Origin of the sequence: Mycobacterium sp. (assembly GCF_035623875.1) — a bacterium.
GTDB lineage: Bacteria > Actinomycetota > Actinomycetes > Mycobacteriales > Mycobacteriaceae > Mycobacterium.
Genome location: NZ_DASPSP010000036.1, coordinates 1 through 12,718, shown reverse-complemented (window position 1 = coordinate 12,718; position 12,718 = coordinate 1). Strand labels below are relative to the sequence as shown.

At 65.7% G+C, this 12,718-nt stretch carries 15 protein-coding genes; 8 read left to right on the top strand and 7 right to left on the bottom strand.

All coding sequences use genetic code 11. The annotated features are described in order from the left end of the window. Nucleotides 1-29: 29 nt before the first annotated feature. Genes VEI45_RS03055 through VEI45_RS03045 form a run of 3 tightly spaced genes read right to left on the bottom strand, consistent with a single transcriptional unit; the run spans nucleotide 30 to nucleotide 2,401 of the window. Nucleotides 30-905, bottom strand: coding sequence for an exodeoxyribonuclease III (locus tag VEI45_RS03055; RefSeq protein WP_324850007.1), 876 nt, complete (start codon nucleotides 903-905; stop codon nucleotides 30-32). 9 nt (nucleotides 906-914) lie between these two features. Beyond that, nucleotides 915-1,808, bottom strand: coding sequence for an N-acetylglutamate synthase, CG3035 family (locus tag VEI45_RS03050; RefSeq protein WP_324850005.1), 894 nt, complete (start codon nucleotides 1,806-1,808; stop codon nucleotides 915-917). Further along, entirely contained in the window at nucleotides 1,808-2,401 is a 594-nt protein-coding gene (locus VEI45_RS03045) for a peptide deformylase (protein WP_324850003.1), read from the bottom strand. Before VEI45_RS03045 ends, VEI45_RS03050 begins: the two co-directional genes overlap by 1 nt. 274 nt (nucleotides 2,402-2,675) lie before the next feature. Between VEI45_RS03045 and VEI45_RS03040 the strand changes: the two genes are divergently transcribed. The 3 genes from VEI45_RS03040 (at nucleotide 2,676) to VEI45_RS03030 (ending at nucleotide 4,520) form a co-directional block, all read left to right on the top strand. Continuing rightward, a complete protein-coding gene (locus tag VEI45_RS03040; RefSeq protein WP_324850001.1) occupies nucleotides 2,676-2,984 on the top strand; it encodes a DUF3263 domain-containing protein in 309 nt (102 codons plus the stop codon). 63 nt (nucleotides 2,985-3,047) lie between these two features. Then, nucleotides 3,048-3,512 carry a LytR C-terminal domain-containing protein gene (locus VEI45_RS03035; RefSeq protein WP_324849999.1) on the top strand — a complete coding sequence of 155 codons (465 nt, stop codon included), beginning with the start codon at nucleotides 3,048-3,050 and terminating at the stop codon, nucleotides 3,510-3,512. Nucleotides 3,513-3,674: 162 nt separating this feature from the next. Continuing rightward, nucleotides 3,675-4,520: an SDR family oxidoreductase gene (locus VEI45_RS03030; RefSeq protein ID WP_324849997.1), complete on the top strand. Its 846-nt coding sequence runs from the start codon at nucleotides 3,675-3,677 to the stop codon at nucleotides 4,518-4,520. A gap of 277 nt (nucleotides 4,521-4,797) precedes the next feature. Here the strand turns inward: VEI45_RS03030 and VEI45_RS03025 are convergent, their stop codons facing one another. Then, nucleotides 4,798-6,360 (bottom strand): adenylate/guanylate cyclase domain-containing protein, encoded by a 1,563-nt coding sequence (locus tag VEI45_RS03025; protein WP_324849995.1) that lies wholly within the window; start codon nucleotides 6,358-6,360, stop codon nucleotides 4,798-4,800. A 186-nt stretch (nucleotides 6,361-6,546) separates the two neighbouring features. On the opposite strand from VEI45_RS03025, the gene sodC reads away from it, so the two are divergent. The 5 genes from sodC (at nucleotide 6,547) to VEI45_RS02995 (ending at nucleotide 10,936) form a co-directional block, all read left to right on the top strand. Continuing rightward, nucleotides 6,547-7,251 carry a superoxide dismutase[Cu-Zn] gene (gene sodC / locus VEI45_RS03020; protein ID WP_324849993.1) on the top strand — a complete coding sequence of 235 codons (705 nt, stop codon included), beginning with the start codon at nucleotides 6,547-6,549 and terminating at the stop codon, nucleotides 7,249-7,251. Further along, the gene (locus VEI45_RS03015; RefSeq protein WP_414687390.1) at nucleotides 7,232-8,383 is read left to right on the top strand and encodes a glutamate--cysteine ligase; all 1,152 of its coding nucleotides are present in this window, start codon (nucleotides 7,232-7,234) and stop codon (nucleotides 8,381-8,383) included. Before sodC ends, VEI45_RS03015 begins: the two co-directional genes overlap by 20 nt. Beyond that, nucleotides 8,383-9,030: an LON peptidase substrate-binding domain-containing protein gene (locus VEI45_RS03010; protein ID WP_324849991.1), complete on the top strand. Its 648-nt coding sequence runs from the start codon at nucleotides 8,383-8,385 to the stop codon at nucleotides 9,028-9,030. The genes VEI45_RS03015 and VEI45_RS03010 overlap by 1 nt, the downstream gene beginning before the upstream one ends. Before the next feature lie 176 nt (nucleotides 9,031-9,206). Next, the gene (locus VEI45_RS03000) at nucleotides 9,207-10,088 is read left to right on the top strand and encodes an enoyl-CoA hydratase/isomerase family protein (RefSeq protein WP_414687389.1); all 882 of its coding nucleotides are present in this window, start codon (nucleotides 9,207-9,209) and stop codon (nucleotides 10,086-10,088) included. A gap of 2 nt (nucleotides 10,089-10,090) precedes the next feature. After that, nucleotides 10,091-10,936: an SMP-30/gluconolactonase/LRE family protein gene (locus VEI45_RS02995; protein ID WP_324850055.1), complete on the top strand. Its 846-nt coding sequence runs from the start codon at nucleotides 10,091-10,093 to the stop codon at nucleotides 10,934-10,936. Here VEI45_RS02995 and VEI45_RS02990 read toward each other — a convergent pair. From VEI45_RS02990 to VEI45_RS02980, 3 genes are all read right to left on the bottom strand, one after another. Beyond that, the gene (locus tag VEI45_RS02990; protein ID WP_324849989.1) at nucleotides 10,926-11,498 is read right to left on the bottom strand and encodes a helix-turn-helix domain-containing protein; all 573 of its coding nucleotides are present in this window, start codon (nucleotides 11,496-11,498) and stop codon (nucleotides 10,926-10,928) included. The two genes, VEI45_RS02995 and VEI45_RS02990, sit on opposite strands and share 11 nt — an antisense overlap. Further along, the gene (locus VEI45_RS02985) at nucleotides 11,495-12,427 is read right to left on the bottom strand and encodes an SDR family NAD(P)-dependent oxidoreductase (protein WP_324850053.1); all 933 of its coding nucleotides are present in this window, start codon (nucleotides 12,425-12,427) and stop codon (nucleotides 11,495-11,497) included. Before VEI45_RS02985 ends, VEI45_RS02990 begins: the two co-directional genes overlap by 4 nt. After that, nucleotides 12,424-12,718: acyl-CoA reductase (locus VEI45_RS02980; protein ID WP_324849987.1), on the bottom strand; the 295-nt coding region annotated here is incomplete at its 5' end. The genes VEI45_RS02985 and VEI45_RS02980, both read right to left, overlap by 4 nt.

The window sequence follows — 12,718 nt, the reverse complement described above, 5'->3', positions numbered from 1 at the left end:
TGAATACCCGCGAGCCGGATTTATATGCATCAATTTGCGCGCAGATCCACCACGACGGGCGCGTGGTCGCTGGGCGCCTTGCCTTTACGTTCCTCCCGGACGATCTGCGCGTCGGCGACCCGGCCGGCCAGCGCGGGGGAGGCGAGGATGAAGTCGATGCGCATTCCCTGTCTCTTCGGGAACCGTAGCTGGGTGTAATCCCAATACGTGTACACCCCGGGACCGGGAGTGAAAGGCCTTACGACGTCCGAAAATTGAGCGTTGACGATAGCGTCGAACGCCTTGCGCTCCGGTTCCGAGACATGCGTGGCGCCTTGGAAGAATTCGACGCTCCAGACGTCTTCGTCGGTCGGGGCGATATTCCAGTCCCCGACTAATGCGATCTGCGCAGCAGGATCGTCGCGTAGCCAGCTTTCGGCTGCATCGCGGAGTGCGGCAAGCCAATTCAGCTTGTATGTGTAATGCGGGTCAGCCAGGGCGCGGCCGTTGGGCACATAGAGACTCCATACCCGAACCCCGGCGCAGGTGGCGGCCAGGGCGCGGGCTTCAGCGGCGGCCGCCACATCCGGCTTGCTGCTCCAGTTCGGCTGGCCGTCGAAACCGACCTCGACCTGGTCGAGGCCGACTCGCGATGCGATCGCCACACCGTTCCACTGGTTGAACCCGCAATGCGCGACTTCGTAGCCGAGCTCCAAGAACGGCAACGCCGGAAACTGGTCGTCGGCGCACTTGGTCTCTTGCATGGCCAGCACGTCGACCTCGGCACGCTCCAGCCAGTCGAGCACCCGGCCCAGCCGGGTGCGAATCGAGTTCACGTTCCAGGTGGCCAGCCGAAGGAGCGGCGATCGCAAGCGCGGCGAAGCCGGGCGCAGCGGGTCGCCGCCGTCAATCACGCCGTCGGGCATGGCCCGACCCTACGTGGTCTCGGCGAGCACCGGGGTTGCCGCGAAGTAGCACGCGCGGTGGTGCAGCACGAAGCCCAGCGACTGGGCCAGGCCGGCGGCGGCGTGATCGTCGTCGAGAACCCGGACGTAGCCACGGGTCGCACCCCGAGCGGCCCCCCACGCCAACAGGGCTTCGCACAGCACCCGGCCGGCGCCCTGGTCTGCTACCCGCATCGCCGCTAGCCCCACCCAGCGGGTGCCGTCCGGCGCGTTGGTCACCGAAGCCCGTGCCACTGCCAGGTCGGCAAGCATTCCGAAGGCCAGCTCGCCGTCGACGACGGCGGTCAGGACGTCGGTGGGGACTTCGCGGCGGTAGAGCCTCAGCCAGGCATCGTTCGGGCGGGCCGAGAGCCGGACCGACGGGTCCGGCCCGGCGGTGCACACGTCGCGTACCAGCACGACGTTGGCCTGTTCGCCCACGCCGGGCAGCCGCAGCAGGCGGTCGGCGACCGCCAGCCGTGGGGTCAACCCGCGTCGGGCGTACCAGTCAGCGATCGCCGGTAGCGATGCTGGGCTGGCGGAAAGCTGCAGCGGTACAGCGGAGTTCGCGCGATACGTGACGCCGCGCCCGGCGCGCAGCAGCCAGCCGTCCAGCCACTGCTGCTCCACGCCCGGCCAGGCGAACGCGGCGGCGTGCTCGAGCGCGCGGATCTGTGAAGTGCGTACCGGCGCATCGCTGAGCGCCCGTACCGCAACCACATCCGCGGGTGCAAATTGCACCACCGCCCCGGTTTTGGTCTGCACCCGCACCAGCGGGTCGATGCTGAGTAGGTGGCCCACCACGTCGGTCAGCGGCGGGATGGACCCGGCGGGCCGACGGTAACGCACTGTCACCCTGCTGCCGGGTTGAGGCCACGAAACCATCAGTGACCGAACGGGTCCGGCCCCTCGCCCGGTGTCCACGACAACCCGGGGACGCCCCAGCCGTGGGATTTAACCGCACGTTTTGCGGCGCGGGCGTGTCGTCCGATCAGGCGGTCCAGGTACAGGAATCCATCCAGATGTCCCGTCTCATGCTGGAGCATGCGAGCGAACAACCCGTCGCCCTCGACCGTGATCGGGCTGCCGTCGGCGTCGAGTCCGGTGACGCGGGCCCACTTGGCCCGCCCGGTCGGAAACGACTCACCCGGCACCGATAGGCAACCCTCCTCGTCGTTTTCCGGGTCGGGCATGGTCTCGGGAATCTCCGAGGTTTCCAGCACCGGATTGACGACTACACCGCGGCGCCGCGCCGATTGCCCACGCTCATCGGCGCAGTCGTAGACGAATACCCGCAAGTCGACGCCGATCTGGTTGGCGGCCAGGCCAACCCCGTACGCGGCGTCCATGGTGTCGTACAGCGTGGCGATCACATCGGCCAATTCGGTCGGCAGTGAACCGTCCGCGCCGACCGGTACCGGCTTGGTCGGGGTGTCTAGGACCGGATCTCCCACGATGCGAATGGGTACGACTGCCATGACCGGCAAGCTTAAGCCCGCCGACGGTGCACGCCGCCTGGGGCGTGAGGTGGGGGTTCCTTCCGCTTGCGGGGGCAAGGCGGGCAATCCAATCGAGCCCGCGCTTGTCCGCAGTCGGGATGCGCTCCGGTTGCGGACGGAGGCTGGGGCAGGCAATCTCACCTAGTCAGCCGACTCGCGGGCTTGGGTTCCGGGTCAACAGTTCTGAGCGTGGTTGAATATTCGCCGGAGCAGCGAGCATTCGAGAATTCGCCGAAAGGGTCGAGGAAGCGATATGGACGGCGCTATGCCGCAGGCTAATCGATCGGGGGACGACTCTGAACTCGCCGATGGGTTGACCCGCCGCGAACACGACATTTTGGCGTTCGAGCGCCAATGGTGGAAATATGCCGGCGCCAAAGAAGAAGCCATCAAAGAGTTGTTTGCAATGTCGGCCACGCGTTACTACCAGGTGCTGAATGCTTTGGTCGACCGGCCCGAAGCATTGGCGGCCGACCCGATGCTGGTCAAACGGCTACGACGGTTGCGTGCCAGTCGGCAGAAGGCGCGGGCTGCACGACGGCTGGGCTTCGAAGTCACCTGAGGTATTACCCGCCCGCTGAGCGTCGGTGCGGGTTTGGGCGCACTGCTAGATACAGTGACGTCAATGAATGAGCGTGTTCCCGACTCGACCGGGCTGCCCCTGCGGGCCATGGTGATGGTGCTGCTGTTTCTCGGTGTCATTTTTTTGCTGGTCGGCTTCCAGGCCATGGGATCGGGCGCCAACACCGACGAGGACTCGTCGGGATCAACTGTGACGACGAGCACAATGGCGCCGAAAACCTCGGCGAAACCTGCGGCAAAAGCCGATGTACGGATCTACAACATTTCCAGTCAACAGGGTATTGCCGGGCGCACCGCTGACCAGCTGAAGCAGGGCGGGTACAACGTCACCGAGGTCGGCAACCTGTCGTTGCCCGATGTCTCGGCCACCACGGTGTACTTCGGCAACGCGCCCGGTGAACGCGAAACCGCCGACGCCGTGGGCCAGCTATTGAAAGCGCCCGTTCAACCGCGGACTCCTGCGGTCGCTGACCAACCGCCCGGCGTCATCGTGGTGGTCGCGAGCTGAACGGCGCGAGCCTGGCCTAGAACGGCGGTGGGTCGTCGTCGGTGTCCGGTGCGTCTGGGCATCATCGTGGTCCGGTCGCCGCAGTAGTCGAGCGGCCATCCCCAGGAACGTCTTCACCAAGTGGTGGGACCGAATCCCGAGGCGAGCGCTTATCCTTCCCCAATGGCATCGAGCGTGTCGGGGAAGATTGCATTCGTTACCGGCGGCGCGTCCGGCATCGGCGCCGCGTTGGCGGCCAAGTTGGTCGACGGGGGTGCCGAGGTCTGGATCGCCGATCGTCAGATCGGCGCGGCGCAGGAGCTGGCGCAACGCCTCAACAGTGGTGGCGCAAAGGCGCACGCGATCGAGCTCGATGTGCGCAGCTTTCCGTCGTTTGAGGGCGCCGTCGCCGAGGCGGTGCAGCAATCCGGGCGGATCGACTACCTGTTCAACAATGCCGGCATTGGGGTCAGCGGTGAGATCGACTCCTACACGCTCGATGACTGGAACGACGTCTTCGACGTGAACCTGCGCGGTGTGGCACACGGCATCCAGGCGGTATATCCGATCATGATCCGCCAGCACTCCGGACACATCGTGAATACAGCTTCGATGGCCGGTCTTGTCACCAGTCCGGGCCTGGGGAGCTACACCGCCACTAAACACGCCGTCGTCGGGATCTCGAAGGCGTTGCGGGTGGAGGCCGAGCGCCACGGCGTGCAGGTGTCGGTGTTTTGTCCGGGCGTGATCCGGACCCCGATCATCACCGGCGGCCAGTACGGACGGATCAAGATAACCGGCGTCAGCGATGAGGAACTCCTCAAATCTTTTGAGCGGTTCCGGCCGATGGCACCCGAAAAGTTCGCCGAGCGCGCCCTTCGTGCCGTGTTGCGTGGGGACGCAATCATTGTGGTGCCGGCATGGTGGAAGGCATGGTGGTACCTGGAGCGGCTCTCGCCAGCGTTGTCGATGCGATTTGCAAAGGTAGCGCTCAAGCGCCTCCGCGAAATGGAGTCCACCGCCTCCTGATCCGTTGCGTGTCTTTGTGGTCAGGCGCACCGGTTCACACGTTGCGTGGGGCTGTTCGGGTGGGTAATCCTGCCGCCGGGCATGCAGCAATACGTTTCGACTAGCCGCGTTTCGGCAAGCTCGAAGGTAATTGATTGGTGGTAGCACCGATTACGCGAAGGACATTTCAGCGCTTCCGCGACCGAGGCCAGTCTGGCACCCGGCTTTTACGTTGCAACGGTCGCTATTCCGCACGGTGTGAGGGCGCAAACCGCGTTGTGGCTCAACGTATTTCTGCTCATCTGCGGCCGTAGGCGGCCGGGGCGAGGCGGCCCATCCCGCGCAGGATCCACGGTGTCCGCCTGGCCATCACCTCCACGGCGCGGTCCGAGCGGCGCATCACCGTCCGAGGCCCGGGGGTAGGGATTGATGCCAGCTCTGCCTCGAGCGATCCCGCCCGCGCGCCGTGGCGATCCACCGCCAAGAGTTGCCAGGTGCCGGGCACGCCACGCAGCTCGACGCTGCCGCGATCCTCGAAGCCGGTGCCCGAGCCGACGACCAGGTCGCGCACGGTGCGGGAGACAAGGATGTCGCCCGCGGCGGCCTGGCCGCAGATCCGCGCGGCGATGTGTACGGCGAGGCCCCCGATGTCGGCGTCCAGCAGTTCGCACTCCCCGGTGTGGATGCCGGCGCGGATCTCGATACCCAGTGTCTCAGCCTCGGCGCGCAAGGCCTCGGCGCAGCGGATGGCCTGCGTCGGCCCATCGAACGTGGCGAGGTGGCCGTCGCCGGTGCTCTTCACCACGGTGCCGCCGAACCGGTCCGTGAGTTCGGCGGTGATCTCCCCGAAGCGGTGCAGCACCGCGCGCCACCGCTCATCGCCCGTCGCTGCGGCACGTTGCGTCGAGGCGACGATATCGGTGAACAACACGCTGCGCAGGGCGCGATGTGCCTGAGACGGTGCGGCATGGCTGCCGGTGAGGAACTCCTCGATCTGAGTCAGGATCGCGTCGGGGTCGGTAAACCAGGGCGCGTGGTCGACACCCTCGACCTCGAGGTACCGCGCGCCGGGAATATGGTCGGCGAGATACCTGCCGTCCTGAACCGGCATGGTGTCCTCGCGGGCATGGATGACCAGGGTGGGCGTGGTGAGCGTCGGCAGGATCGGCCGCACGTCGGTCCGGAAGTTCGCTTCCAGTGTCGCTCGGAACATCCCCGGACTGGCGCTCATCCGCTCGAACATGGCGAGCTGGCGTGTTGAGCGGACCGACGGGAACATCATCTTGGCCATTACACCGCTGCCCCACGCCGAGTTGGTGGCGACGGCGCGGGCGAATTCCTGGAAGCGGATGAGCTGCTTTATCGACGGCGTGTACTTCTCACCGAACTCCGTTAAAAAGCGCGCCCGCAGCTTGGCCGGGTCGTACTCCAAGCCGCGCGCCAAGTCGTCCCAGCTGTCGGCCAGCAGGGCCGAGTACGCGCCGTAGAGGATCAGCGCCCGCGTCCGCTCGGGCCGTTTTGCCGCAAACACAATGGACTGTGGGCCGCCCTCGCTCATACCGAAGAGAACGGGCTTTCCGAAACCAACGGCGTCCATGACGGCCTCGATCTCGGCCGCTCGATCATCCAGCGTGCGAACTTTCGGGACCGGGTCCGACAGCCCAACCCCAGCCTTGTCGAACAAGAGGACCCGACAGAAGGTGGCGAGCTGATCGAAGAAGGCCTTGAATTCGGGCATGGCCCAGAACAACTCGACGTGGGTGACTATCGGCCCGACGAAAACGAGTTCGACGGGGCCGTCGCCGAAAACCTGATACGCCAGGCTGAGATCGCCGCACTTGGCGTATGACGTTTCCGCCATGGCATGAGCGTACTGCGGCCGGGCGCTAGCGGTACCGTATCGACTGCATCGCGCCCGGGCGTACGACGACGCCACCATTTCCGCGCTTCCTCCCGAGAAATACCGACACAAGACAATCCGTGTGGAGCCAAAGGACTAAGAATCACGCCCGTCGTGTGTTTTCAGATTGGGGGATAGGCTCTTCCCATGGTTAAGCGCATGGGTCGCAAAGTCGCCGCCGTCACCGTATCGGTCCCGCTCGTCGCTTCGGTTGCGCTGTCGAGCGCATGCAAGCCGAATCAGCCCCCGGCGACCGCCCCCGGGACCACGCCGTCGATCTGGACCGGGTCGCCGTCGCCATCGGAGACGCAACAGAAGGGCGGGCCGGCGGCTCCGGAGAGCCTGACGACCCACCTGATCGCGCCGGACGGCGCCAAGGTGGCGACGGCCAAGTTCGAATTCGCCGATGGTTACGTGACGATCACCGTTGAGACGACGGGGCAGGGCGTGCTGACGTCCGGATTCCATGGCGTACATATTCATTCGGTGGGCAAGTGCGAGGCCAACTCCGTCCCACCGACCGGCGGTGCGCCGGGCGACTTCTTGTCTGCCGGCGGGCATTACCAGGCGCCGGGGCATACCGGCGACCCCCAGAGCGGCGACCTGACCTCGCTGGAGGTCCGCAAAGACGGCGGAGCGTTGTTGGTGACGACGACCGATGCGTTCACCAAGGACGATCTGACGGCTGGCCAGGGGACCGCGATCGTCATTCACGCCGGGGCCGACAACTTCGGCAATATCCCGGCGGAACGCTACACCCAGGCCAATGGGACACCAGGCCCCGACCAGACCACGATGTCCACCGGTGACGCCGGCAAGCGGGTGGCGTGCGGTGTCATTGGTGCCGGCTAGCAGGCCGACCAGCCGGGCAAGTGCCCATATCGACTTCGACGGCTCACCCCGGCCGACGATCGGGGTGGAGTGGGAGTTCGCGCTCGTCGACGCGCAGACGCGCGACCTGAGCAACGAGGCCACCACTGTCATCGCCGAGATCGGCGAAAACCCCCGTGTGCACAAGGAATTGCTGCGCAACACCGTGGAGATCGTCAGCGGTGTCTGCGACTGCACCGCGCAGGCGATGGAGGATCTGCGCGAGACCCTGACACCCGCGCGCCAGATTGTCCGAGACCGAGGCATGGAGCTGTTCTGCGCCGGCACGCACCCGTTCGCGCGGTGGTCCGCCCAGAAGCTGACCGACGCGCCGCGTTACGCCGAACTCATCAAACGGACCCAATGGTGGGGCCGGCAGATGCTGATCTGGGGCGTGCACGTCCATGTCGGGATCTCTTCCGCGCACAAGGTGATGCCGATCATGACGGCACTGCTCAACTACTACCCGCACCTGCTGGCGTTGTCGGCGTCGTCGCCATGGTGGGGAGGGGAGGACACCGGGTACGCCAGCAATCGGGCGATGATGTTTCAGCAGTTGCCCACCGCCGGGTTGCCTTTTCACTTTCAGTCCTGGGCGCAGTTCGAAGGTTTCGTCTACGACCAGAAGAAGACCGGCATCATCGATCATATGGACGAAATCCGTTGGGACATCAGGCCTTCTCCGCATCTCGGCACTCTCGAGGTGCGAATCTGCGATGGTGTGTCCAACCTGCGTGAGCTGGGCGCGCTGGTGGCGTTGACGCATTGCCTGATCGTCGACCTCGACCGTCGGCTCGATGCCGGTGAGCCGCTGCCGACTATGCCGCCCTGGCACGTGCAGGAAAACAAATGGCGCGCCGCCCGTTACGGGCTGGATGCGGTGATCATCCTCGACGCCGAAAGCAATGAACGGCTGGTCACCGATGACCTGCCCGACCTGTTGGACCGCTTGGAACCGGTCGCGAAGTCACTGCACTGCGTCGACGAGTTGGCCTCGGTGGCCGATATCTGGCGGCGGGGCGCGTCGTATCAGCGGCAGCGGCGGGTCGCCGAGGAGCACGACGGTGATCTGCGCGCGGTTGTCGATGCGCTGATCGGTGAGCTGGATATCTAATGGAGACAGCCGTTCGGATGGCGATGTTCCCACTGCAGTCGGCGCTGCTGCCCGACGAGGATCTGCCGATGCAAATCTTCGAGCCTCGCTATACCACGCTGGTACGAGACTGCATGCGCGACGACGATCCTCGTTTCGGTGTCGTACTGATCTCGCACGGCCGCGAAGTCGGCGGCGGCGACGTGCGTTGTGACGTCGGGACGATCGCCAGGATCACCGAATGTGTGGACCTCGCCGGCACGGGCCGGTTCGTGCTGCGTTGCCGGACGGGCGAACGGATCCGGGTGTGCGACTGGTTGCCTGACGATCCCTACCCGCGGGCGATGGTCCAGGCCTGGCCGGACGAGCCGGGCGAACCGGTGACCGCCGGCCAGCTGGAAGAGCTCGAAGACCGGGTGATGGCGTTGTTCGAGCGGATCGCGGTGGCCCGCAATTTTTCGTTGCCTGATCGCGATGTGGTGCTAGGTACCGCCCCTGATAGCGCCGATCCCGGTGTGCGGCTGTATGCGCTGGCGGCCCGCACCCCGATCGGCGCGGCCGACCGCTACGCCGTGTTGGCCGCGCCGTCGGCCGCCGAACGACTTGCCGCGCTGAGCGAGTCGGTGGATTCCCTTGCCGCGGTGATCGAATTCCAGCTCTCCGAGTAATCCCAGCCGCGCCTGGTGGCAGCGTCGATGGAGAACGGCGCATAGCGGTCGGTGAACAGGGGGCAGTCACAATCGGATTCAGCGGCGCGCACCATGGCCACACCGAGCGCCGTCGTGCCGACGCTCTCGGCGATGTCCCAGCTGTCATCGTCAGTCCGGGCCATAAAACCGGGCTAATGAAGTTGGAAACCGCGCTCAGCGCAAGGTGGCGTGGTGTACTTCGACGCGTGGGCAGCGATGTGCTGGTTGACGTCGACACGGGTGTGGCGGTGCTAACACTCAATCGACCTGAGCATCTCAATGCCTATACCGCTGACATGGGCGCGCTGTTGAGCCGGGCATACCGGGACTGCGACGAGGACGACGAGGTTCGGGCCATCGTGGTCACCGGCGCGGACCGGGCGTTCTGCGCCGGAGCGGATTTCTCGGGCCGCGCGTCGCCGTTCGACGCCCCGACGGACGCCACCGTGTTCTCCGCATCGCCGATCGACCCCGCCGCCTTCGAATTGCGCAAGCCGGTGATCGCCGCAGTCAACGGCCACGCGATTGGCATCGGCCTGACCATCGCGCTACAGGCAGATGTCCGCATCGTTGCCGATGACGCGAAATACGGTGTGGTGCAGGTCCGCCGGGGGGTGATACCCGACTGCATGTCGCACTGGACACTTGCACACCTGACAAACCTGGGTGTGGCTGCCGAGGTACTACTCACCGGGCGCACCTTCGGTGGGGCCGAGGCCGTCGCGCTCGGTATTGCCAACGAAGCGCTACCCGCCGCGCAGGTACTCGACCATGCCCTGGCGATGGCCCGTGACATCGTGACCAACGTGGCGCCGATGTCGGCGGCGTTGTGCAAACGACTGCTGTGGGACAGCGCGATCAACGGCTACACCCCGCGACAGGTCGCGTCGCTGGAAACGCAATTGCACCATCGGGTGATGGGCACCGACGACGCCCGTGAAGGAGTCGCCGCTTTCCTCGATCGGCGGTCGCCGCGGTTCAACTCGCGGCTTTCGGCCGACTGGACGCCCCTGCCAGAGCCTGAGCCGGAGCCGTGAGCATGCACATCGACGTGCTCGCCGACGGGCTCGGCTTCACCGAGGGGCCGGTGTGGCTTCCCGATGGACGTGTGGCGCTGACGTCCATCAGCCATGGCTGCGTCTACATTGTCGACCCGTCCGGTGGTCCACTGGAACGAATCGACACCGGCGGTGGGCCCAACGGCCTGGCCCGCGGCGCCGACGGCACTCTGTACGTGGCACAAAACGGCGGTGCTTGGGGCGCAAGCGGTTCCGCCGAGCCTGGCGTTCAAGTGATCACCGGCACACACGTCGACTACCTGGTCGAAGGACTCGGCGCCCCGAATGATCTGACGTTCGGTCCGGACGGACGGCTGTGGATCACCGACACCCGCGGAGAGTTTGACATCAGCACATCCGATGCGGGGCTACCCGGCCATGTGTATGCGACCGATGTCGGCTCGGGTGACACCCAACTGGTCGTCGACGACGGCCCGGTGTTCATCAACGGACTGGGTTTCGATCGCGACGGTTCGAGATTACTTGTGACAGCGACACTGTCGTCGCAATTGCTGTCCTATGACGCTGGCGCATTCGATTCGCCGGAGCTCGTGCACACTTTCGCCGACGGCTGGCCCGACGGGATGGCGGTGAGCGCCCGCGGCGACTACTGGGTCGCGCTGACCGCCGCCGACCGGATCGGCGTCGTCAACGCCGCGGGCCGGCGCATTGGTGAGGTCGGGTTGCCGACTGGATCGCTGGCCACCAACGTCTGCATCGGCGGCGAAGGCTCCGACGAACTATTCGTCACCGCTGCGCAAAGCCAGGCACTGCTGCGAATTCGGTTTGACAGCGGCGACGCCGAGGCAGTCCGCCTCATGCCGTGAGTAACTCTGCCAGCGCGACGCCGAGGTCGTGCAGATTGGTCTCCAAGGAATAGGTCCGATCGACGGTCCAGTTGACGATGCCGCCGGACAGCGCGCCAACGATGATGTCGGCCAACGTCTCCGCGCCGTGTCGCGTGCTGACCTCGCCGCGGGCGACGCCCTCTTTGACGAGTTCGACGAAGGTGTCGTGCAGGTTGGATCCACGCTGGATGCCGTAGCCAGTGGCGGCCAGCATTTCCCCGATCAGCTCGCGGTAGGTGTCACCTGATTTGACCAGCGCCGCGGCGATGTCGTCGAACACGCCGACAAGACGCACCGGTATCGCCTCGTCGCCGCGGTCGAAGAAGACATCGTGCAGGTTGACCAGGCGCCGCTCCGCCAAGGCGCGGATCATGTCCTGACGGGTGGCGAAGTGGTTGAAGAACGTTCGATTGGCCACATCGGCGCGCTCGCAGATCTCCTCGATGGTGGTGGCCGCAACGCCGTGGGCGAGAAACAGATCGAAGGCAGCGGTGAGGATCTTCTCCCGCACCTCAAGTTTTCGCCGTTCGTGCCTATTCACGATGCCGCACACATTTTCTCGGACAGCGTCCACAGCTCCGCAGCGCGCCCGGCGTCGCGTGCGTAGGGTGCGACGGTTTGGCTGATGCCGCAGTCCTCGAGGTAGAGCCCACCCCGGTCGGTCAGTTCCGGGCTCACCGCGGCCCACACCTGGGTGGCCGCGCCGTGCTCGGGCGTGGTGAAATCCAGGTAGCCGTTGGTTGATTCCCCGCGTGCGGCGCTATTGGCGACGGCATATTTGCGTAGTTGGGAGAAGTCGGTTCGCGACATGTACCGCGCCAGCGAGGTGGCCACCGTGCCGGGGTGAACGGCGTAGGCGCGAATTCCCAACTCGCACAGCCGTCGGTCGGCCTCGACAGCGTGCAAGATGTTTGCTGTCTTGGATGCGCCGTATGCGACGAACTTGTCGTAGTCGCGATGCTCCCAGTTGGGATCGTCGAAGTCGACGTCACCCAGGACGTGGCCGCCGGAGGAGAGGACGACGACGCGGGCGCCCGCAGCGGCGGCGAGCTGCGTAGTAAGCAGTCTGGTCAGCTCGAAGTGCGCGAAATGATTGGTCCCGATTTGTATTTCGAAGCCATCCTTTGTCCGGCTGAAAGGCGTGAACATGACGCCAGCATTGTTCATCAAGATATGAATCACCGGGCTCGCCTCGCGGATCGTTGTGGCAGCGGCGCGCACACTGGCCAGCGAGGTGAGATCGAGATGCACCGTCGAGGTCCGCGCGTCGGGCACCTCGGCCTGGATCCAGCGGGCCGCCTCGGCCAGGGCATCGGTATTGCGTGCGGCCAGAATCACCTGCGCGCCCGCGGCAGCCAGCGCCCGGGCCGCCTCGCGGCCCAGCCCCGACGAGGCTCCGGTGATCACACATACCTTGCCGGATAGGTCGATACCCTCAACGATCTGCAGGGCGCTCCGCGATTCGGTCATGCCGGCGTGAGCCGCCACAGCGGGATGACAACATTTGCGTCGCATTCCTCGTCGACCACCCACTTGCACATCCGCCGGATCGGCTCGATGGCGTCCTGGGGCGCGGCGATTGCAACGTTGCACGCGTACCCGAGGCTGGTCAGTCGTTGGGCACCGAACAGTGGCAACGTGTCTCGCAGCCGCCGCTTGAGGGATTCGGGGTAGATGCCGATGGTCTGGGTGTAGGCGTTCACCGCGGCGGTCACCTTGTCGATGCTGTCCACCGGCACGATATTGGCGACCCGCCCGGAC